Source organism: Pseudomonas oryzihabitans, from assembly GCF_007665395.1.
Taxonomy (GTDB): Bacteria; Pseudomonadota; Gammaproteobacteria; order Pseudomonadales; family Pseudomonadaceae; genus Chryseomonas; species Chryseomonas psychrotolerans_C.
In genome coordinates, this window is the sequence record NZ_VDND01000014.1 from 130590 (window position 1) to 151080 (window position 20491).

At 68.2% G+C, this 20491-nt stretch carries 18 protein-coding genes; 11 read left to right on the top strand and 7 right to left on the bottom strand.

All coding sequences use genetic code 11. The features are described 5' to 3' along the window. Positions 1-118: 118 nt before the first annotated feature. Positions 119-1273: a phosphoserine phosphatase SerB gene (gene serB / locus FSV73_RS22920; protein ID WP_145011991.1), complete on the bottom strand. Its 1155-nt coding sequence runs from the start codon at positions 1271-1273 to the stop codon at positions 119-121. A 188-nt stretch (positions 1274-1461) separates the two neighbouring features. Between serB and FSV73_RS22925 the strand changes: the two genes are divergently transcribed. From FSV73_RS22925 to FSV73_RS22935, 3 genes are all read left to right on the top strand, one after another. After that, positions 1462-2967 (top strand): AhpA/YtjB family protein, encoded by a 1506-nt coding sequence (locus FSV73_RS22925; RefSeq protein ID WP_145011994.1) that lies wholly within the window; start codon positions 1462-1464, stop codon positions 2965-2967. Between the two features lie 20 nt (positions 2968-2987). Beyond that, on the top strand, positions 2988-4526 hold the full coding sequence (locus tag FSV73_RS22930) for a C13 family peptidase (protein WP_145011997.1): 1539 nt from the start codon (positions 2988-2990) through the stop codon (positions 4524-4526). 89 nt (positions 4527-4615) lie between these two features. Further along, positions 4616-5257: an oxidoreductase gene (locus FSV73_RS22935; RefSeq protein ID WP_145012001.1), complete on the top strand. Its 642-nt coding sequence runs from the start codon at positions 4616-4618 to the stop codon at positions 5255-5257. A 633-nt stretch (positions 5258-5890) separates the two neighbouring features. Here the strand turns inward: FSV73_RS22935 and FSV73_RS22940 are convergent. Beyond that, positions 5891-6826 (bottom strand): LysR substrate-binding domain-containing protein, encoded by a 936-nt coding sequence (locus FSV73_RS22940; RefSeq protein ID WP_145012004.1) that lies wholly within the window; start codon positions 6824-6826, stop codon positions 5891-5893. A 126-nt stretch (positions 6827-6952) separates the two neighbouring features. Between FSV73_RS22940 and FSV73_RS22945 the strand changes: the two genes are divergently transcribed. Then, the gene (locus FSV73_RS22945) at positions 6953-8329 is read left to right on the top strand and encodes an L-serine ammonia-lyase (protein ID WP_145012007.1); all 1377 of its coding nucleotides are present in this window, start codon (positions 6953-6955) and stop codon (positions 8327-8329) included. A 63-nt stretch (positions 8330-8392) separates the two neighbouring features. Further along, a complete protein-coding gene (locus FSV73_RS22950) occupies positions 8393-8869 on the top strand; it encodes a YbaK/EbsC family protein (protein ID WP_145012010.1) in 477 nt (158 codons plus the stop codon). On the opposite strand, the gene FSV73_RS25870 is transcribed toward FSV73_RS22950, so the two are convergent. Next, positions 8857-8985 carry a hypothetical protein gene (locus tag FSV73_RS25870; protein ID WP_260856146.1) on the bottom strand — a complete coding sequence of 43 codons (129 nt, stop codon included), beginning with the start codon at positions 8983-8985 and terminating at the stop codon, positions 8857-8859. The genes FSV73_RS22950 and FSV73_RS25870 overlap by 13 nt on opposite strands. 145 nt (positions 8986-9130) lie before the next feature. On the opposite strand from FSV73_RS25870, the gene FSV73_RS22955 reads away from it, so the two are divergent. The 3 genes from FSV73_RS22955 (at position 9131) to FSV73_RS22965 (ending at position 11844) form a co-directional block, all read left to right on the top strand. Then, entirely contained in the window at positions 9131-10534 is a 1404-nt protein-coding gene (locus FSV73_RS22955; RefSeq protein WP_145012013.1) for a PLP-dependent aminotransferase family protein, read from the top strand. 84 nt (positions 10535-10618) lie between these two features. Continuing rightward, on the top strand, positions 10619-11233 hold the full coding sequence (locus tag FSV73_RS22960) for an NAD(P)H-dependent oxidoreductase (RefSeq protein ID WP_145012016.1): 615 nt from the start codon (positions 10619-10621) through the stop codon (positions 11231-11233). After that, positions 11230-11844, top strand: a complete 615-nt coding sequence (locus FSV73_RS22965) for a TetR/AcrR family transcriptional regulator (protein ID WP_145012019.1) — start codon at positions 11230-11232, stop codon at positions 11842-11844. The genes FSV73_RS22960 and FSV73_RS22965 overlap by 4 nt, the downstream gene beginning before the upstream one ends. Here FSV73_RS22965 and FSV73_RS22970 read toward each other — a convergent pair. From FSV73_RS22970 to mpl, 3 genes are read right to left on the bottom strand one after another with little or no spacing between them, the layout of a single operon-like run. Beyond that, on the bottom strand, positions 11841-12140 hold the full coding sequence (locus FSV73_RS22970; protein ID WP_145012022.1) for a YceK/YidQ family lipoprotein: 300 nt from the start codon (positions 12138-12140) through the stop codon (positions 11841-11843). The two genes, FSV73_RS22965 and FSV73_RS22970, sit on opposite strands and share 4 nt — an antisense overlap. Next, complete coding sequence (gene ubiX / locus FSV73_RS22975) at positions 12133-12765, bottom strand: flavin prenyltransferase UbiX (RefSeq protein WP_145012065.1); 633 nt, start codon at positions 12763-12765, stop codon at positions 12133-12135. Before ubiX ends, FSV73_RS22970 begins: the two co-directional genes overlap by 8 nt. After that, entirely contained in the window at positions 12765-14120 is a 1356-nt protein-coding gene (mpl, locus tag FSV73_RS22980; RefSeq protein ID WP_145012025.1) for a UDP-N-acetylmuramate:L-alanyl-gamma-D-glutamyl-meso-diaminopimelate ligase, read from the bottom strand. The genes ubiX and mpl overlap by 1 nt, the downstream gene beginning before the upstream one ends. A 259-nt stretch (positions 14121-14379) precedes the next feature. On the opposite strand from mpl, the gene FSV73_RS22985 reads away from it, so the two are divergent. After that, positions 14380-15543, top strand: coding sequence for a C4-dicarboxylate ABC transporter (locus FSV73_RS22985; protein ID WP_145012028.1), 1164 nt, complete (start codon positions 14380-14382; stop codon positions 15541-15543). On the opposite strand, the gene FSV73_RS22990 is transcribed toward FSV73_RS22985, so the two are convergent. Further along, positions 15540-17432, bottom strand: coding sequence for a sigma-54-dependent Fis family transcriptional regulator (locus FSV73_RS22990; protein WP_145012031.1), 1893 nt, complete (start codon positions 17430-17432; stop codon positions 15540-15542). The two genes, FSV73_RS22985 and FSV73_RS22990, sit on opposite strands and share 4 nt — an antisense overlap. Before the next feature lie 248 nt (positions 17433-17680). Here FSV73_RS22990 and exaC point away from each other — a divergent pair, with 248 nt between their 5' ends. Further along, a complete protein-coding gene (gene exaC / locus FSV73_RS22995; RefSeq protein WP_145012034.1) occupies positions 17681-19201 on the top strand; it encodes an acetaldehyde dehydrogenase ExaC in 1521 nt (506 codons plus the stop codon). A 250-nt stretch (positions 19202-19451) separates the two neighbouring features. Further along, entirely contained in the window at positions 19452-20483 is a 1032-nt protein-coding gene (adhP, locus tag FSV73_RS23000) for an alcohol dehydrogenase AdhP (protein WP_145012037.1), read from the top strand. Positions 20484-20491: the final 8 nt, after the last annotated feature.

The following is a 20491-nucleotide window of genomic DNA, read 5'->3' on the forward strand; positions in this document are numbered from 1 at the left end:
ATCGTCGAGGCCCAACATTGCCGGCGAGCCGAGGTAAGCCCCCGTTGGGCTTCGCTGCGCTCAACCCAACCTACGGCGGCGGCCGCATCGGCGGACCGCCCTGGCAGCGCCGGCCGTTTCAGCCCAGGGTGTGGCGGTCTTCCACGCCGAGCAGGTAGAGCACCCCGTCCAGGCCCAGCACGCTTACCGACTGCCGGGCGGACTGGCGCACCAGCGGCTTGGCGCGGAACGCAACACCGAGGCCGGCGAGGGCGAGCATCGGCAGGTCGTTGGCGCCATCGCCCACGGCGATGGTCTGTTCCAGCTCCAGCCCTTCGCGACTGGCCAGCTCGCGCAGCAGGTCCGCCTTGCGCTGGGCATCGACGATGGGCTCGACGGCGCGCCCGGTCAGCGTGCCGTCGACGATCTCCAGCTCGTTGGCATAGACGTAGTCGATCCCCAGCCGCGCCTGTACCTGGCGGGCGAAGTAGGTGAAGCCACCGGAAAGAATGGCGGTCTTGTAGCCCAGGCGCTTCAGCTCGGCGAACAGCCGCTCGGCGCCTTCGGTCAGGCGCAGCTGGGCGCCGATGTCCGCCAGCACGTCCTCGGACAGGCCCTGCAGCAGCGCCATGCGCTCGGTGAAGCTGGCGCGGAAGTCGATCTCGCCGCGCATGGCGCGCTCGGTGATGGCCGCCACCCGCTCGCCGATGCCGGCGGCCTTGGCCAGTTCGTCGATGACCTCGGCCTGGATCAGGGTGCTGTCCATGTCGAACACCGCCAGACGGCGATGCTGGCGCCGCAGGTCATCGGGCTGCCAGCCGATGTCCGCCTGGCCTTCCTGGGCCAGCGCCAGCAGGCCGGCGCGCAGGGCCTGGGGTTCGTGCGGCTCGCCGGTAACGCGCAGCTCCAGGGCGGCGCGCGTGGTCGCGCCCGGCTCGCTCAGGGCGCGGATGGCGTTGATGTTCAGGCCCTGCTCGCGGCACAGGGCGGCCAGGCGGGTCAGCGGCAGATCGGCCAGGGTGCGGCCCATCAGCGTCAGGACATGGGCTTCGCCGGTCTCCGGCACCGGCTGCGCCAGGGGCGCCACCTGCAGGCCCAGGGCCTGCAGCGCCGGCACCAGCGCGGCGCCGGCACTGGCCGGACTGACCAGCAGGGTGACCGCGGCACTGTTGTCCAGGCCCTGCTGCTGCAGGGATTCCAGCCGGGCACCGGCGGCGGCCAGGGCGCCGGTGAGGGCAGCCAACCAGTCGGCGGGCAGGATGCCCACGGCCTGGAGTCCGATAACGTCTTGCATGGCGATCCCCTCGACGAAAAGCGCGCAGTCTACCCTTTCGCTCCGGCGGTGCCGAGCCATGGCCACCGGCTGGCGGCGGGAGCCCACCGCCGGCCTCTTTTGCGCGCAAGGACCCGCATTCGCCGTTTTCGCACCCCGACCCGCTGGTTATACTGGTCGCACACTTTTTGTCCAAAGAAACGATTTCTGTGACCCGCCCCGCGACCGTCAAGCCCGATAATTTCTTCCTGCTGATCTACCGAGCCCTGCGCCAGCGTCGTGTGCCGGTGGCCTTGCGCATCGTTTCCCACAGCCTGCTGCTGGTGGCTGCCGCCCTGGTGATCTATGCCGGCATCATGAGCATGCAGTTCCGCCACGCCATGCAGCAGCAGGCCGATGCCGTCGGCCAGAGCCTGGTGACGCAGACGGCCAACTCCGCCGCCGAGCTGCTGGTGGCCAACGACAACCTCAGCCTCAACGTGCTGCTGAGCAACCTGGCGCGCAATCCGCTGGTCGCCCATGCCGCGGTCTACAGTCCGGACAACCGGGTGCTGGCCGAGTCCGGCACCCGGCCGAGCCAGGGCCTGCTGACCGCCACCGACGGCATCTACAGCACGCCGATCCGTTTCCAGGACGTCACCGCCGGCCAGGTCCGCCTGGCGCTGGACATGGACCAGTTCCAGCAGCCGATGATGATCAGCCTGCAGAACATGGGCCTGCTGGGGCTGATCCTGCTGGCCCTGACGCTGATCCTCAGCCTGCGGCTGGGTCGGCAGCTGTCGATCCCGTTGCTCGAACTGCGCGTCTGGCTGCGCGATCCGGACGATCCGGCGCCCGGCGCCGGGCGGCTCGACGAACTGGGCGACCTGGCCCGCCAGCTGCAAAGCCGGCTGGTCCCGCCCAAGCCACCCAAGGCGGAAGTGGCCGAGGACGACGACCCCTTCGCCGACGAGCAGGGCGGCCTCAGCGTCAAGCCGCCGCCCGCGCGCAAAGCCGCCAGCGCCAAGCCGGCCGCCCGCAAGCCGGCCACGGCCGCACAGCCGGACGCCGACGCCGAGCTGGATGCCGACGCCTTCGCCGACCTGGTCCCGGACTCCTTCACCGAGCCGCCGGCCACCCCGGCCCCGGCACTGCCCACCGAGCCCGACATCGTCACCTCAGCGGTGCTGGCCATCCAGCTCGGCGCTCAGGACCAGCTCAGCCGCCTGCCGCGCAGCCGCCTCGAGCAGTTGCTCGAACGCTATCGCGACTGCCTGCAGCAGGCCACCGAGCTCTATGACGGCGAACTGCACACCCTCAAGGACGGCGGCAGCCTGATACTCTTCCACGAGCGCAGCGACGACGACGACTACCTCACCCGGGCGCTCTGCTGCGGCGAGATCATGCGTGCCCTGGGTCACGCCCTGCAGGTGGAAGTGGTGGGCAGCGGTGCAACCCTGCAGCTGCAACTGGGTCTGACTCAGGGCGAACGCCTCGCCGGCCTGGAGCTCGCCCAATTGCTGGACAACACCACCGTACGCAATGCCCAGGCGCTGAGTCGCCATAGTCGCAACCTGCTGCTGGTCGAACACAGCATCGCCGAGGACGAGCTGCTGCGTAAACGCGCCCGTATCCGCACCATCGCCAGCCCGGCCGGGGCCAGCTGCGTGGAGCGCCTCCTGGAGCCCTACTCCGCGACGCTGGAGCGTCACCTGGTCCGGCTCGAGGCGCGTTAAAGCGCCCGCCGACCCCACCTATGAGCACCCTCTTGCGTCGTCTCGCCCTCGCCGCTCTCCTGCTGGCGACCTGCGTCGCCCAGGCAGCGCCCAATGCGAGCAGCGTGAGGTTGCCCGATGGCGGGGTCTATACCGGCGAGATCGTCAGCGGCCTGCTCAACGGCAGTGGTCGCATCGAGTGGCCCAACGGCAACTGGCTCAAGGGTCGCTTCAAGGACGGCCTGGCCGAGGGCCCGGGCGAGCAGCAATTCGCCGACGGCACCTACTACCAGGGCACCTTTCGCCGTGGCCTCTACCATGGCCAGGGCAATCTCATCAGCAGCGCCGGCTGGGAGTACCACGGCAGCTTCGTCAACGGTCGCATGCAGGGCCAGGGCTCCAAGCTCGACAGCGACGGTACCCAGACCATCGGCACCTTCAACGACGGCCACCTCAACGGTGTCGGCCAGTGGCAGGAGCCGGGTGGCGATCGCTATGACGGTGAATTCGTCGACGACCAGTTCGAGGGCGCCGGCGTCTACCGCAGCGCCAGCGGTGACCTTTGGCGCGGTCGCTTCACCGCCGGCGAGCTGACCGGCAACGGCGAATTCGTCGGCAGCGACAGCAGCCAGTACCGCGGCGCCTTCCGCAACTGGAAGTTCGACGGCCAGGGCGTGCTCACCAACAGCGACGGCAGCGTCTATCGCGGCACTTTCGCCGACGGCGTCTATGCCGGCGTGGGCGTGTTGACCCGCACCGATGGCCAGGTCGAACGTGGCCTCTGGGAAGGTGGCAAGCGCATCCGCGACGACCAGGGCCAGTACATCGCCGATCCCCTGGAACGCGCCCTGCTCGACCAGGGCAAGGTGCTCGACCAGGAGCTGCAGCAGATCCCGGCCTCCACCCCGGCCACCGAACTCTACGGCCTGGTCCTGGCGGGCGACGGCAACCAGGGCGTGTTCCAGCGGGAAGCCAACTACGTCGCCAACTTCCTGACCACCACCTGGGGCGCGCGCGACGTCGTGCGCCTGATCAACGCCAAGGAAATCCGCAACGACCATCCGCTGGCCACCCGCGAGAATCTCTACCAGAGCCTGCAGGCCCTAGCCCAGCGCACTGGTCCCGAGGATCTCATCCTCATCTACCTGACCAGCCACGGCTCGGCCGACCACCAGCTGGTGCTCGACCAGCCGGGCCTGGATCTCTCCAGCCTGCCCGCCGCGGAGCTTGGCCGCCTGCTCGCGCCGCTGCGCGGACGCGACAAGCTGGTGATCGTCTCCAGCTGCTACAGCGGCGGCTTCATCCCGCAACTGCAGGACGACCATACCCTGGTGATGACCGCTTCCAAGGCCGACCGGACCTCCTTCGGCTGCACCGACGAAGCCGACTTCACCTACTTCGGGCGGGCCCTGTTCGCCGAAGCCTTCCAGCACACCGACGATCCCGAACAGGCCTTCCAGCGCGCCCGCGACACCGTGTCCGTGCGCGAGAAGACCGAAGGCTTCGACCCGTCCGAGCCCCAGCTCTGGGCGCCGCCCGCCGTGCTGCAGAAATGGCGCGCCTGGCGGGCGAGCCGCTGAGTGCCGCCCGTACCCGCGAGGCTGACGAACAACCGGAACGCCCGCGGTCCAATCCGACATCAGCGGCCGCCGCTACCTAGGAGAGCCCCGTGTACCTGACGCCTCAGCATGCCCTCATCGCCGGCGCCACCGGCCTGACCGGCGAACACCTGCTCGACCGCCTCCTCAACGAGCCGACGGTACCGCGGGTGCTGGCGCCGACGCGCCGCCCCCTGGCGGAGCACGCTCGCCTGGACAACCCGGTAGGCGACCTCAACAGTCTGCTGCCGACCCTGCAAGGCCCGCTGGACGTGGCCTTCTGCTGCCTGGGCACCACCCTGAAGCAGGCCGGCTCCGAGGCGGCCTTCCGCGCCGTCGACTTCGGCCTGCCCCTGGCGGTCGGCCAGCGCGCGCTCGAACTGGGCGCCCGCCACTACATCGTGGTCAGCGCCATCGGCGCCGATCCGCAATCCTCGATCTTCTACAACAAGGTCAAGGGGGAGCTGGAGGAAGCCCTGCAGGGCCAGGGTTGGCCGCAACTGACCCTGGCACGGCCCTCGCTGCTGATCGGGCAACGCCAGGAAGAGCGCCTGGGCGAACGCCTGGCCGCCCCGCTCTCCCAGTGGTTGCCGGGCAAGTGGCACGGCATCGAAGCCACGGTCCTGGCCCGCGCGCTGTGGCGCCTGGCCCTGGAAGAAGGCAAGGGCGTGCGGGTGGTGGAGTCGGACGAACTGCGCAAGCTGGGACGTTGAAGACGTAGCTCAAGGCGCCGAGGGCTGTCCTCGCGGTCATGGCGGTCCGCCGATGCGGCCGCTCCTACCGGTAGGCCCCGCACGGGTCGATCAAGCGTTTCCAGGACATATTACCGCCACTCCCCGCTCGGATAGCTCCCTCTCAATCCGGGAGGGGGCTGGGGTGAGGGCACGCCTCACGACGAAGCCACCAGTGGAAAAGGCTGCGCCGTTTTCCACGCTACGGGGCCTGCAAACGCTCGGACAAGCCCCCTCTCCCTCCGGGAGAGGGCTGGGGTGAGGGCACGCCCCACGACGAAGCCACCCGTGGAAAAGGCTGCGCCGTTTTCCACGCTACGGCGCCTGCACAGGCCCCTCCTCGCTCGAACAGCCCCCTCTCCCTCCGGGAGAGGGTTGGGGTGAGGGCGCGCCCCACAACGAAGCCACCTGCGGAAAAGGCTGCGCCGTTTTCCACGCTACGGAGCTGGGCGCAATCAATCCTAGGTTGGGCTGAGACGGCTATATCGTCGAAGCCCAACATCACCGGTGCCGAGGGAGGAGCTGTTGGGCTTCGCTGCGCTCAACCCCACCCACGCCGGACGCCAGGATCGGCCACGTTGGCTGACCACCCTAGTCGCGATCAGACAGAGGCTCCTACGCCGGCTGCGCCAGCACCATCTGATCGACCTCCTGCACCAGCCAGTCGTGCAAGGCCCGCAAGCGGGGATCGGCCAGGGCGCCCTGGGCATAGAGCAGCATGTACCTCTTGTGCGCCGGCACCGAGCGGCCGAAGGGCGGCACCACCAGCACGCCACGCGCCAGTTCGTCGGTGATCAGGGCGCGCCGGGCGATGGCCACGCCCATGCCGGCGATGGCCGCCTCGATGGTCAGGTGGTTGCGATTGAAGGTATGGCCGCGCCGCACGTCCAGCGCCGGGGCGCCGATGCTGGCGAGATAGAACTCCCATTCGGCGTATTCGTAGCTACCGCGCCAGGCGGTGATGTCGTGCAGCAGCGGATAGAACTCCAGGTCCTCCGGCCGTTCCAGCGGCGGCCGCCCCTGCAACAGACTGGGCGCGCAGACCGGGAAGATCTCCTCTTCCATCAGCGGCGTCGAGGCCAGGCCCGGATAGCTGCCGTCGTTGAGATCGATGGCCAGGTCGAATTCGCCCTCGCGCAGCGACCAGCTGCTGTCTTCGGCCACCAGGCGCAGTTGCAGATCGGGAAAGCGTGCCTGCAGGCGCGGCAGTCGCGGCGTCAGCCATTTGCCCAGGAACGAGGGAATCGACCTGAGCCGCACCACCCCACCGAATTGCCCGGCGTTGAGTCGGCGCAGTTCGGCATCGATCAGCCCATAGGCCTGGTTCAGGGTGGTCGCCAGGCGCTGCCCCTCCGCCGTCAGCTCCAGGCCACGGGCGACGCGATGGAACAGCTTGAAGCCCAGCCGCTCCTCCAGCTGGCGCATCTGCTGGCTGATGGCGCCAGGCGTCACGTGCAGCTCTTCGGCGCAGCGCGTGAAGGACAGATGCCGGGCGGCGCAGGCGAAGACCTGCAGCCAGGCCTGGGTTTGGGCGTTGAGGATCCGGCTCATCGATGAGTTCCGCTAAAGGATCGCTTAGAAGCTTTCGTTTGTGCGAGCTGAGGGCTTATCACCACTATGAGCCATCCGCCGGCAGCTTGTCTGGCGTCCATTCAAGCTCAATCAGAGATCATCGTCATGGCCATCAGCGTCTTCGACCTGTTCAAAATCGGCGTGGGTCCGTCCAGTTCCCATACCGTGGGACCGATGCGGGCCGGCGCCCTCTTCGCCCAGCGCCTGGTCGACGAGGGGCTGCTGGAGCAGGTAAAGCGGGTCGAGGTGCGCCTCTATGGCTCGCTGTCGGCCACTGGCGTCGGCCACGGCACCGACCGCGCCACCCTGATCGGCCTGATGGGCGAATGGCCGGATCGCGTCGATCCCGCCGCCGTGGAGCCGCGCATCGAAGCCCTGCGCAACGAACGCCAGCTGCTGCTGGCCGGGTGCCAGGCGATCCATTTCGACTGGCAGGAAGACCTGCTGCTGCTTGACGAAAGCCTGCCCTACCACCCCAACGCCATGACCCTGACCGCCTTCGGCGCCACCGGCGAGGTGGCCGAGGCCACCTACTACTCCATCGGCGGTGGCTTCGTGGTGGATGCCGCCCAGGCTGCCAGCGGCCGGCTGGACAGCGACACCACCGAGTTGCCCTACGAATTCTCCAGCGGCGCCGAGCTGCTGCACCTGTGCCACAGCCATGGCCTGGGCGTGGCCGAGCTGATGCTGGCGAACGAGAAGAGCTGGCGCACCGAAGACGAGATCCGCAGTGGCCTGCTGCGCATCTGGGGCGTGATGCGCGAATGCGTCCAGAACGGACTGACCAACGAAGGCATCCTGCCCGGCGGCCTCAAGGTGCGCCGCCGTGCCGCCCGCCTGCACCAGAGCCTGCAAGCCATCGGCAAGCCCAACGTCATCGGCTCCACCCTCTCCGCCATGGAATGGGTCAACCTCTTCGCCCTGGCGGTGAACGAGGAGAACGCCGCCGGCGGGCGCATGGTCACCGCCCCCACCAACGGCGCAGCCGGGATCATCCCGGCGGTGCTGATGTACTACATGAAATTCAACCCCGACGCCTGCGACGACGACGTGGTGCGCTTCATGCTCGCCGCTGCGGCCGTCGGCATCCTGTGCAAGAAGAACGCCTCCATCTCCGGAGCCGAGGTGGGCTGCCAGGGTGAGGTCGGCTCGGCCTGCGCCATGGCCGCCGCCGGTCTGGCCGAGGTGCTGGGCGCCAGCCCGGAGCAGCTGGAAAACGCCGCCGAGATCGGCCTGGAGCACAACCTGGGCCTGACCTGCGACCCGGTGGGTGGCCTGGTGCAGGTGCCCTGCATCGAGCGCAACGCCATCGCCGCGGTCAAGGCGATCAACGCCGCCCAGATGGCCCTGCGCGGCGACGGCGAGCACTTCATCTCCCTCGACCAGGTGATCCGCACCATGAAGGAAACCGGCGCGGACATGCACAGCAAGTACAAGGAAACCTCCCGTGGCGGCCTGGCGGTCACCTTCGTGGAGTGCTGAGGCAGCCTTGACGTGGGCGGTATGGATTACCGAAAGTCGGGGTTTACCTGCATGGGAAGCCCCATGAGCCTCGACTCCGTCCGCCAGCACCTCGCCCGCATCGCGCCCGACCTCGAGATCCTCGAGGCCACCACCAGTACCGCGACCGTTACCCTGGCCGCGGCCGCCCATGGCGTGGAGCCGGGGCGAATCGCCAAGACCCTGGGGCTGAAAGTCGGCGACCAGCAACTTCTACTGGTCGCCCGTGGCGATGCGCGGCTGGACAACCGCAAGCTGAAAGCGGCCTTCGGTGGCAAGGCCAAGCTGCTCGATGCCGCGACCGTGGAAGGTCTCACCGGGCATCCGGTGGGTGGCGTCTGCCCTTTCGGGCTGGCCACCCCGCTGCCGGTCTATTGCGACGAATCGCTGAAAGCCTTCGACGAGGTGCTACCGGCCGCAGGCGCCATCCACAGCTGCGTGCGCCTCACGCCGGAGCGGCTGGCCGAACTCAGCGAGGCGCGCTGGGTGGATGTCTGCGAGGTAGGCGATCAGCGCAGCTGATCGTTCTTTTCCACGTCGCGGCGGTCCTTGTTCAGCATGACGCAGGCGTAGTAGCCGCTGCCGAGCAGGATGAGTGCGAGCACGCTGAAAAGAATCATGAAGATACCATCGTCCATGGCTGCCTCCGCGGGATGCCAGAAAGGGATGAGCAGAGCTTAGGCCTCAGGGCCGGGGCTTTACAGCAGCAGGTAACCGCCGGAAAAACCGGATCAGATGGGATCAGCCTCGCTATAGTGACGGTCTCCCCTGCCCTGGCCCCGCATGAAGCGCTACGAAAGATTCGCCGACCAGCTCGCCACCCTGATGACCACCGGTGTCCTCGCCCCGGGCGAGCGCCTGCCGTCGGTACGTAGCGCTAGCCAGACCCACGGCATCAGCCCCTCCACGGTGTTCCAGGCCTATTACCTGCTGGAAAGCCGTGGCCTGATCGAGGCCCGGGAGCGCTCCGGCTACTTCGTCCGCGAACCGGCCCGGGCGCGGGACGCGGCGCCGCTGCTGGCGCCGCTGGAAGGCACCGAGGTAGCCGTCAGCGACCTGGTGTACTCGGTGCTGCAATCGCTGCAGGATCCAGGCATCGTGCCCTTCGGCTCGGCCTTTCCCAGCCCGGATCTCTTCCCCCTGGCGCGGCTGGCCCGCAGCATGGCCCACGGCCTGCGCGACCTGCCCGCCCAGGACCTCACCGCCTACGTCACCCTCGGCCATCCGGAGCTGCGCCGGCAGATCGCCCGGCGCTACGGCCTCGCCGGCATGCCGGAGGTCGGCGAGGAACTGGTGATCACCCACGGCGCCCTGGAGGCGCTGAACCTGGGCCTGCAGAGCCTGACCCGGCCCGGTGACCTGGTGGCGGTGGAAAGCCCGGCCTTCTACGCCAGCCTGCAGGTGCTGGAACGGCTGCAGCTCAAGGCGGTGGAGATCCCGGTCGACCCCGCGCACGGCCTGAATCTGGACGCCCTGGAAGAGGCCCTCGGCCGCCTGCCGATCAGGGCCTGCTGGTTCATGAGCGGCTTGCAGAACCCCACCGGCGCCAGCCTCGACGAGGCCAGCCAGCGGCGGCTCTATGCCCTCTTGCAGCGCCATCAGGTGCCGCTACTGGAAGATGACGTCTACGCCGAACTGTACAGCGGCGGCGAGCCGCACCGCCCGATCAAGCGCTTCGACACCGACGGCCTGGTACTGCACTGCGGCTCCTTTTCCAAGTGCCTGGCCCCGGGTTACCGTGTTGGCTGGATCGCGGCCGGCCGCCAGGCGGGCGCCGTCGCCCGACTACGGCTGATGACCACCATCACCCCCTCGATGCCGGCCCAGGCCGCCCTGGCGGACTATCTGCAACACGGCGGCTACGAGCGCCACCTACGCCGCCTGCGCCTGAGTCTCGACCGCCAGCGCCAGGCGATGCTGGCGGCAGCGCGGCGCTACTTCCCCGCCGACACCCACGTCAGCCGGCCCCAGGGCGGCTACTTTCTGTGGTTCGAATTGCCTACGCGGGTGGACAGCCTGGCGCTCTACCGCCAGGCCCTGGTCGAGGGCATCAGCCTGGCGCCAGGACCGATCTTTTCCGCGCAACAGGGCTTTCGCCACTGCATCAGGCTCAATTGCGGCCATCCTTGGGACGAACGTAGCGAGACGGCCATGGCCAAGCTAGGGGCGTTGCTGGCAGGGCTCTGAATGACGATAGGTCAGGAGAGGTAGACGAATTAATTTACCAAAGGTAACTTACTGCTGGTAAATTAACTCCTGAGGCTATCTCTGATGCATGCTCTCATCGTCGTCGCCCATCCCTTGCAAGACTCCTTGACCAACGCCGTCGCCGCTGAGCTTGCCAAGGGTATTGCCGCGGCCAATTGTGCGGACTCGTGGGAAATCGCCGATCTCGTCGGCGCAGGCTTCGATCCGCGCTTCAACCGGGAAGATCTGGCGCTTTTCCATGGAAATAACGCCCCAGCCGCCGATATCGCCACCGAACATGCCCGGCTGGAACGGGCAGATGCGCTGGTGCTGGTCTATCCCTTGTATTGGTGGTCCTTCCCAGCGGTGCTCAAAGGCTGGATCGACCGTGTCTTCAGCTACGGGTGGGCCTACGAAGACAAGGACGGCACCCTGGTGAAGAAGCTGGGCTGGCTACCCGTTCATCTCGTCGCCTTGGGTGGCGCTGATCGCGGCACCCTCGCGCGGCACGGCTACGAGGGAGCCATGAAAACCCAAATTGATCACGGCATCTTCGGCTACTGCGGGGCTCCGGTGAAGACATCGACACTACTACTGGCTTCCGACGTCGGCTATCCCGAAGCCCATCTCCAGCAGGCGCTCTCGTTGGGGCAGAGCCTATTCGCCGCGCACCCTATCCAGCAGGAGCGGCCTAGATGACGCCTACCCCTAGCGCCTCCTCGCGGCGACGCCTGTCCCGTGAAGCCCGTACGCGCCAGTTGCTGGACGCGGCCTGGCAACTGATCGCCGACGAGGGTACCGATGCGCTCACCCTCATTCATCTCAGCGAAGTGGCAGGGGTCACCAAGCCATTGGTTTACGACCACTTCGGTAGTCGCAACGGCCTGCTGGCAGCGCTGTATGAGGATTACGACGTGCGCCAGACGGCGCTGTTCGACGCGGCCGTCGCCGCCGCCGAGCCGACCCGGGAGGCCAAGGCGCGGACCATCGCCATCAGCTACGTCAATTGTGTCCTGACCCAGGGGCGGGACATCGCCGAGGTGCTGGCGGCCTTGAGCGGCTCGCCGGAACTATCCGCCGTCAAGCACCGCTATCAACAGCTGTTCATCGACAAGTGCTCCGCGCTTCTGGCGCCCTTCGTCGGCCCCCGCGGCCTGACCAAGGCGGGACTTTGGGGGCTGCTGGGCGCAGCTGACGCCCTGGCGAATGCAGCGGTGGCCGGAGACATCGGTGCCACCGAGGCTGCCGGGGAGCTGCAGTCGGCCCTATTGGACCTGCTCAACCGCAGCGATCGGAGCGCCCCCGACTAGAGACCGCCGCGCACGCTGCCGCGCCCGCCGATGGCGGCCGGCAGCGACAGCGGCAGCAGCAGGGTGTCGAACAGGGCGCTGCCGGGCAGGTCCAGCACCGGCCAGGCCGGCGCCTCGGCGCCGAAGCGATCCTGGGCGCAGCAGCCGCCTTGGAGGGCATAGAGATCCAACCGGGTGCCGGCATAGACCACCGGTGCGCCGGGCTTGGCAGCGTCCAGGGTGCGCGCCGTGGCGCAGCCGCCGAGGACCAGCACGGTCGTCAGCAGCAGGCCGAGGCGCGCGACGGCCCTAGTCATCGTTGCCAGACAGGTGATGTTCGCCCCAGCGCGGCAGCATGTCCTGGGGGATGCCCAGGGTGTTGAGGATGCGTGCCACCACGAAGTCCACCAGGTCGTCGAGGGTCTGCGGCTGGTGGTAGAAGCCCGGCGAGGCCGGCAGGATGGTCACACCGAGGTTGGACAGCTTGAGCATGTTTTCCAGGTGGATGCTGGAGAATGGCGACTCGCGCGGGACCAGGATCAGCTGGCGCCGCTCCTTGAGCGCCACGTCCGCAGCGCGTTCGATGAGGTTGTTGCTGGCCCCGGTGGCGATGGCCGAGAGGGTGCCGGTGGAACAGGGGCAGACCACCATGGCCGCGGGGGCGCTGGAGCCGGAGGCTGGCGGCGCCATCCAGTCGCTCTGGCCGAACACCCGCACCTGGCCCGGCGCCGCGCCGGTGTATTCGGTGAGAAAGGCCTGCATGGCCTGGGGCTTGGGTGGCAGCACCACGTCGGTCTCGGTGGCCATCACCAGTTGTGCGGCCCTGGAGATGAGGAAGTGCACCTCGCGCTCTTCCTGCACCAGGCAGTCCAGCAGGCGCAGCCCGTACTGGGCGCCCGAGGCGCCGGTCAGCGCCAGGGTGATGCGTTCGGGGCCGGCCATCATGCCTGCTCCAAGGCGGCGGCCAGCTTGCCGTGCAGGCCGCCGAAGCCGCCATTGCTCATGATCACCACGTGGGTGGGGCCGTCCAATTTAGCCTGGACCCGGGCGATGATGGCTTCCAGGGAATCGCAGACCACCGCCGGTACCTGGCAGGCGGCGGCGGTCCCGGCCAGGTCCCAGCCCAGATTCGGCGGGGCATACCAGATGACGCTGTCGGCGCCGGTGACGCTCTCCGGCAGGCCGTCGCGGTGGGCGCCCAGCTTCATGGAATTGGAGCGCGGCTCGATGACGGCGATGATCCGCTCGCTGCCGACCCGGGCGCGCAGCCCCTGCAGGGTGGTGGCGATGGCGGTCGGGTGGTGGGCGAAGTCGTCGTAGACGGTCACGCCGCGCACCTCGGCGACCTTCTCCATGCGCCGCTTGACGCTGCGGAATTGACTCAGGGCGGCGACGCCCAGGCTCGGCACCACGCCGACGTGGCGAGCCGCCGCCAGGGTGGCCAGGGCATTGGCCACGTTGTGCTGGCCGGTCAGTTCCCAGTTCACCGTGCCCTGCACCGCGCCGTCGAACAGCACCTCGAAGCGCGAGCCGTCCTCGGCCAGCAGGCGCGCCTGCCACTGGCCACCTGCGCCGGTGGTCTGCACCGGGGTCCAGCAGCCCATCTCCAACACCTGCACCAGCGCCGTCTCGGCGGTGGGATGGATGATCAGGCCAGAGCTGGGAATGGTCCGCACCAGATGGTGGAACTGCCGCTCGATGGCCGCCAGATCCGGGAAGATGTCCGCGTGATCGTATTCCAGGTTGTTGAGGATGGTGGTGCGCGGTCGGTAGTGGACGAACTTGGATCTCTTGTCGAAGAAGGCACTGTCGTATTCGTCGGCTTCCACCACGAAGAAGGGCGTGCCGCCCAGCCGCGCCGAGATGCCGAAATTCTGTGGTACCCCGCCGATGAGAAAGCCCGGACTCATGCCGGCGTGCTCCAGCACCCAGGCCAGCATGCTGGTGGTGGTGGTCTTGCCGTGGGTCCCGGCGACCGCCAGCACCCAGCGGCCCTGCAGCACGTGCTCGGCCAGCCACTGGGGGCCGGAGACATAGGGCAGCCCCTTGTCCAGCACGTATTCCACCGCCGGATTGCCGCGAGACAGGGCATTGCCGATCACCACCAGGTCCGGCGCGGGGTCGAGTTGCGCCGGATCGTAGCCCTGGGTCAGCTCGATGCCCTGGGCTTCCAGCTGGGTGCTCATGGGCGGATAGACGTTGGCATCGGAGCCGGTCACGCGATGGCCGGCTTCCTTGGCCAGCACCGCGAGCGACCCCATGAAGGTGCCGCAGATACCGAGGATGTGGATGTGCATGACAGGCGGGCTCCGCTACAGAATTGAACGGCGGCAAGGTTAGCACGGGGGGCCAGAGTGCCGGCGCGCTAGCCGTCGCGGATGCCCAAGTGCCACGGCGCTCGCCACGCCCAGGGCATTTCAAAGGGAAGCCTTGAGACAGGCTCCGTCCCTTGAAGCAAGGGCATATCTACCATTTGGATTTATATTTTAGAATCATTCACTTTTAATGATAAGCCCCGTTTCCTAGGCTAGAGACCTTCCGTTCAGGAGCTCTGCCATGCCTCTCGCCGATGCCTTAACACTGCGCCAGAGCAAACCCTTCAGTCAGCTCGACCGACCACTGGAGGTCATCCGCCAGTTCACCCCCCACTGGTTCGCCGTGACCATGGGCACCGGCATCCTGGCCCTCGCCCTGGCAGCTTTCCCGCTGCCGATCCCGGGGCTGCATCAGGTCGCAGAAGGCCTTTGGCTGCTCAACGCCCTGCTGTTCACCCTGTTCGCCGGACTCTACGCCGCCCGCTGGCTGCTGTTCTTCGACGAAGCCCGGCAAATATTCGCCCACGCCACCGTCTCGATGTTCTTCGGCACCATTCCCATGGGCCTGGCGACGCTGATCAATGGGCTGTTGCTGTTTGGCCTGCCGCGCTGGGGTGAGGCCGTGGTGCCCCTGGCCCTCGGCCTCTGGTGGCTGGATGCGGCCATGGCACTGGCCTGCGGGGTGTTGATTCCCTACCTGATGTTCACTCGCCAGGAGCATCGCATCGACCAGATGACCGCCGTCTGGCTGCTGCCCGTGGTGGCGGCGGAAGTCGCCGCTGCCAGCGGCGGGCTGCTGGTCCCACACCTGGCGGCTGGCGAGCAATTCACCGTGCTCATCGCCAGCTATGTGCTCTGGGCCTACTCGGTGCCCATCGCCCTGAGTCTGCTGGTGATCCTGCTGCTGCGCCTGGCACTGCACAAGCTGCCGCCGGCCAGCATGGCGGCGTCGAGCTGGCTGGCGCTGGGGCCGATCGGCACCGGAGCCCTGGGCCTGCTCGTGCTGGGCACCGATGCGCCAGCAGTGTTGGCCGCCCAGGGGCTGGCCGGCATCGGCGAGATTGCCAAGGGGCTGGGCCTGCTGGGCGCCGTATTGTTATGGGGCCTGGGGCTCTGGTGGTTGGCCCTGGCCGTGCTGGTCACCGGGCGCTACACCCGCCAGGGTATACCCTTCAACCTGGGCTGGTGGGGCTTCACCTTTCCCCTGGGCGTCTATGCGCTGACCACCCTGCACCTGGGCGAGGCCTTGGCGGCGCCCTTCTTCACCGGCCTGGGCGCCGTGCTAGTGGTGGCGCTGGTCCTGCTGTGGACCCTAGTCGCCAGCCGCACCCTGGCGGGTGCCTATCGCGGCAGTCTGTTCGTCTCGCCCTGCATCGCCCACCTTTGTCCGAAGACGGCGCGCTAGGCCTGCGGGCGCTGCAGACCGTGCTGATGCAGCCAGCGATAGAGGGTATTGCGACTCACCCCCAGCCGCTTGGCCGCCCGGGTCATCTGCCAGTGGCAGTCGTCCAGCACCGCCCGCAGCTCCTCCCGGGCGCTGTCGACCGGTGCGGTAGGGGCGCAGACGCGAGGTGCCTCGGTACGGCATTCCGCCGGTAGCTCGTCCAGGCCGATCCGGCCGTCTTCGCTCAGGGCGACCAGGGTACGTAGCACGGTGCGCAACTGGCGGACGTTGCCGGGCCAGGGCTGGGCCAGCAGGCAGGCGCGGGCCGCCGGCTCGAGGCGGATCGACTCGCCGCGCGCCTCTTCGGCCAGCAGTTGATCGAGCAGTTCGCCGCGGTCGCTACGGTCGCGCAGCGCCGGCAGCGTCACTACCAGGCCGCGCAGGCGATAGTAGAGGTCCTCCCGGAAGCTGCCAGCGGCCACCAGGGCCTCCAGGTCGCGGTGGCTGGCGCTGACCAGCCGCAGATCCAGTGCCCGCGGGGCACCACCACCGAGGGGGACTACCTGACGCTCTTCCAGCACCCTGAGCAGCCGCGTCTGCAGGGCCAGCGGCATGTCGCCGATCTCGTCGAGGAAAAGGATGCCGCCATCGGCCTGCTGCAGCTTGCCGGCCATGCCTTCCTTGCGTGCGCCGGTGAAGCTGCCGCCGCGATAGCCGAACAGCTCGCTCTCGATCAGGGTTTCCGGAATGGCCGCGCAGTTGAGGGCGACGAAGGCCTGGCCGGCGCGACTGCTGGCGCGGTGCAGGGCGCTGGCGAAGGCCTCCTTGCCGGTGCCGGTCTCGCCGTGCAGCAGCACCGGGACGTCGCGCTCCAGGACCTTGAGCGCCCGGACGAAATCCCGCGCCAGGGCCGGGTCGGCCAGGCAGATACCGCCGGGCAGGGGCGCCTTGGGCACCGCCACCGGGGTGATCGGGCGCACCTGGGGGCCGCGCACCAGACCGTGGAACGTCTGCCCCTGGCGCCCGCGCAGCGCCCAGCAGGCACTGGGTTGCGGTCGCGCACGCTCCAGCAGATCGTCCAGCCGTAGCTCGAACAGGCTTTCCATCCGCTGCCCCAGCACGGCGCCACGCGCCAGGCCGAGCAGCATCAGGGCGGTCTCGTTGGCGGCCTCGACACGCCCCTCGTCGTCGAAGGCCAGCAGCCCCTCGCTGAGCAGGCCGACATAGGCGGCCTGGGCGTGGAAGCGCAGCAGGTAGCCTTCGGCGTAGCGGTCGAGGAAATAGCAGCTCTCGATCAGCTTGGCCGAGAGATTGACCAGCGCCATGGTGTGGAACTGGCCCTGGCGCGAGGCTTCCTGGCGGGCGGTAGAGACGTCCAGCACCGCCAGCAGCTCGCCCGCCGGATCGAATACCGGGCTGGCCGAGCAGGTCAGCTGGGTATGGCGGCTGCGGAAGTGTTCGTCGCGATGGATGGTCAGCGCCTGGCGCTCCACCACGCAGGTACCGATGCCGTTGGTGCCTTCGCAGGCCTCGCTCCAGTCGGCCCCTAGCCAGAGGCCGGCCTGCTGGAAGATCCCGCGCTCGGCCTCGGCGGTCACGCAGTCGAGGATCAGGCCGCGGGCATCGGTGAGCAGCACGGCGTGGCCGGCGCCGCCGAGTTGCTGGTGCAGGGAATTCATCTGGCTACGAGCGATCTGCAGGACCCGCTGTTGGCGCTCGCGGTGCTCGTCGAAGCGGGCGCGGTCCAGCACCCAGGGCGCCACGCGAGCAGCCGGGTCCAGGTGATGCTCGTCGAGACAGCGCCGCCAGGAACGGGCGATGGCCGGATCGCTGGCGGGGCCGTCGAGGACAGCGCCGCGGGCGAGTTCGAGCACCTGGCTGGCATGACGATCGGACGGGGTGGCGGCCATTGTTGTTGTCCTCCGCGTGGGCGTCTGCGGCCTCCAGCATAGGCCAAATCGGCGGGGCTGGGCACCTTGTCACCCCGAGGTGACAGGCTGTCACGCCAAGGGGTGACACCTCTGTCACAGTGACAGGGGGCGGCGCTCACCTCATGCGGCAGAAAAGGCTGCGGCCATGCGGGTTCGCCCGACTTGGCCCGTGCCTTGCTCAGGATCGGAGCGCCGCTCTTCCTACAAGAACAAACAGGAGACCCACCATGCGCTACGCAGCTCCCGGCACCCCAGATGCCCTCGTCACCTTGCAGGCCCGCTACGGCAACTATATCGGCGGCGACTTCGTCGCCCCGGCGAAGGGCCAGTACTTCACCAATACCTCGCCGGTGAACGGTTCGGTGATCGGCGAATTCCCCCGCTCCGACGCCGCCGACATCGAGCGCGCCCTGGACGCCGCCCATGCCGCCGCCGATGCCTGGGGCCGCACCTCGGTCCAGGAACGCTCGCTGATCCTGCTGAAGATCGCCGATCGCATCGAACAGAATTTGGAAAAGCTGGCCGTCGCCGAAACCTGGGACAACGGCAAGGCGGTGCGCGAGACGCTCAACGCCGACGTGCCCCTGGCCGCCGACCACTTCCGCTACTTCGCCGGCTGCATCCGCGCCCAGGAAGGCAGCGCCGCCGAGATCAACGACACCACCGCCAGCTACCATTTCCACGAGCCACTGGGCGTGGTCGGCCAGATCATCCCCTGGAACTTCCCGCTGCTGATGGCCGCCTGGAAGCTGGCCCCGGCCCTGGCCGCCGGCAACTGCGTGGTGCTCAAGCCCGCCGAGCAAACGCCGCTGTCCATTACCCTGTTCGTCGAGATCGTCGGCGACCTGCTGCCGCCCGGCGTGCTCAACGTGGTGCAGGGCTATGGCAAGGAGGCCGGCGAGGCCCTGGCCACCAGCACCCGCATCGCCAAGATCGCCTTCACCGGCTCCACCCCGGTGGGTTCGCACATCCTCTCCTGTGCGGCCAAGAACATCATTCCCAGCACCGTGGAACTGGGCGGCAAGTCGCCCAACATCTATTTCGAAGACATCATGCAGGCCGAGCCGAGCTTCATCGACAAGGCCGCCGAGGGGCTGGTGCTGGGCTTCTTCAACCAGGGCGAGGTCTGCACCTGCCCGTCCCGCGCCCTGGTACAGGAATCCATCTACGCCCCCTTCATGGAAGCGGTGCAGAAGAAGATCGCCCAGATCAAGCGCGGCGATCCGCTGGACACCGACACCATGATCGGCGCCCAGGCCTCGCAGCAACAATTCGAGAAGATCGTCTCCTACCTGGACATCGCCCGGAAGGAAGGCGCCGAATTCCTCACCGGCGGCAACGTCGAGCAGCTGCAGGGCGACCTGTCTAGTGGTTATTACATCCAGCCGACCCTGCTCAAGGGCCACAACAAGATGCGCGTCTTCCAGGAGGAGATCTTCGGCCCGGTGATCGGCGTGACCACCTTCAAGGACGAAGCCGAGGCCCTGGCCATCGCCAACGACACCGAGTTCGGCCTCGGCGCCGGCGTCTGGACCCGCGACATCAACCGCGCCTACCGCATGGGCCGCGGCATCAAGGCCGGTCGCGTCTGGACCAACTGCTACCACCTCTACCCCGCCCACGCCGCCTTCGGCGGCTACAAGAAATCCGGCGTCGGCCGCGAAACCCACAAGATGATGCTCGACCACTACCAGCAGACCAAGAACCTGCTGGTCAGCTACGACATCAATCCGCTGGGCTTCTTCTAAGCGCCCCGCGAGACGTCAGGCGCAGCTTCCAGGCGGCTGCGTAGGCGTCAGGGCCGCTCGGAAAGTACGACGTCTGGACGGTGCGCCCCAGCAGGACGTCGGGGTGCGCCTCCCGCCTGACCTGGATCAACACCCCTTCCCCGTGGGTGGCCGACGCTAGACGCAGCGGCCGCCCGCGGTGGATCGGTGCGTCCCGGCGCAGGCCCCGTCTGGCTTCATCCACGCATCTTGTATCCATGAGGGACTCGTCATGCCTAAAACAATGAAAGCTGCCGTCGTCACCGCCTTTGGCCAACCCCTGGAGATCCGCGAAGTGGCGGTGCCCACCCCGGGCGCCGGCCAGGTACTGGTCAAGATCGCCGCCAGTGGCGTCTGTCATACCGACCTGCACGCCGCCGAAGGCGATTGGCCGGTCAAGCCCAATCCGCCCTTCATCCCCGGGCACGAGGGCGTCGGCCAAGTGGTCGCCGTGGGCGCCGGCGTCACCCACGTCAAGGAGGGCGACCGCGTCGGGGTGCCCTGGCTGTATTCCACCTGCGGCCATTGCGAGCACTGCCTGGGCGGCTGGGAGACCCTCTGCGAAGCCCAGCAGAACACCGGCTACTCGGTGAATGGCGGCTTCGCCGAGTACACCCTGGCCGATGCCGGCTACGTCGGCCGCCTGCCGGACAACGTCGGCTTCGTCGAGATCGCGCCCATCCTATGCGCCGGGGTCACCGTCTACAAGGGCCTGAAGATGACCGACACCAAGCCCGGCAACTGGGTGGTGATCTCCGGCATCGGCGGGCTCGGCCACATGGCGGTGCAGTACGCCCGCGCCATGGGCCTGAACGTGGCGGCGGTGGACGTGGACGACAAGAAGCTCGACCTCGCCCGCCGGCTGGGCGCCGAGGTCACGGTCAACGCCCGCCAGCAGGACCCGGCGGCCTACCTGAAGCAGCAGATCGGCGGGGCCCACGGCGCCCTGGTCACGGCGGTCTCGCCCAAGGCCTTCGAGCAGGCCATCGGCATGACCCGCCGCGGCGGCACTATCGCCCTCAACGGCCTGCCGCCGGGTGACTTCCCGCTGTCGATCTTCGACATGGTGCTCAACGGCACCACGGTACGGGGCTCCATCGTCGGCACCCGCCTGGATCTGCAGGAGGCGCTGGACTTCGCCGGCGAGGGCAAGGTCAAGGCCACGGTGAGCGCCGAACCGCTGGAGAACGTCAACGCCATCTTCGCCCGTATGCACGAGGGCGGTATCGAGGGTCGGGTGGTGATCGACATGGCGCTGAGCTGAGACCTGGC

Coding starts and splice junctions, on each gene's coding strand:
- FSV73_RS25870 (WP_260856146.1), bottom strand. CDS start 8,985: ATGGACGATGGTATCTTCATGATTCTTTTCAGCGTGCTCGCACTCATC.
- FSV73_RS22960 (WP_145012016.1), top strand. CDS start 10,619: ATGCATGCTCTCATCGTCGTCGCCCATCCCTTGCAAGACTCCTTGACC.
- mpl (WP_145012025.1), bottom strand. CDS start 14,120: ATGCACATCCACATCCTCGGTATCTGCGGCACCTTCATGGGGTCGCTC.
- FSV73_RS22985 (WP_145012028.1), top strand. CDS start 14,380: ATGCCTCTCGCCGATGCCTTAACACTGCGCCAGAGCAAACCCTTCAGT.
- FSV73_RS22990 (WP_145012031.1), bottom strand. CDS start 17,432: ATGGCCGCCACCCCGTCCGATCGTCATGCCAGCCAGGTGCTCGAACTC.
- FSV73_RS22970 (WP_145012022.1), bottom strand. CDS start 12,140: ATGACTAGGGCCGTCGCGCGCCTCGGCCTGCTGCTGACGACCGTGCTG.
- ubiX (WP_145012065.1), bottom strand. CDS start 12,765: ATGGCCGGCCCCGAACGCATCACCCTGGCGCTGACCGGCGCCTCGGGC.
- FSV73_RS22950 (WP_145012010.1), top strand. CDS start 8,393: ATGAGCCTCGACTCCGTCCGCCAGCACCTCGCCCGCATCGCGCCCGAC.
- FSV73_RS22945 (WP_145012007.1), top strand. CDS start 6,953: ATGGCCATCAGCGTCTTCGACCTGTTCAAAATCGGCGTGGGTCCGTCC.
- serB (WP_145011991.1), bottom strand. CDS start 1,273: ATGCAAGACGTTATCGGACTCCAGGCCGTGGGCATCCTGCCCGCCGAC.
- FSV73_RS22930 (WP_145011997.1), top strand. CDS start 2,988: ATGAGCACCCTCTTGCGTCGTCTCGCCCTCGCCGCTCTCCTGCTGGCG.
- FSV73_RS22940 (WP_145012004.1), bottom strand. CDS start 6,826: ATGAGCCGGATCCTCAACGCCCAAACCCAGGCCTGGCTGCAGGTCTTC.
- adhP (WP_145012037.1), top strand. CDS start 19,452: ATGCCTAAAACAATGAAAGCTGCCGTCGTCACCGCCTTTGGCCAACCC.
- FSV73_RS22965 (WP_145012019.1), top strand. CDS start 11,230: ATGACGCCTACCCCTAGCGCCTCCTCGCGGCGACGCCTGTCCCGTGAA.
- exaC (WP_145012034.1), top strand. CDS start 17,681: ATGCGCTACGCAGCTCCCGGCACCCCAGATGCCCTCGTCACCTTGCAG.
- FSV73_RS22955 (WP_145012013.1), top strand. CDS start 9,131: ATGAAGCGCTACGAAAGATTCGCCGACCAGCTCGCCACCCTGATGACC.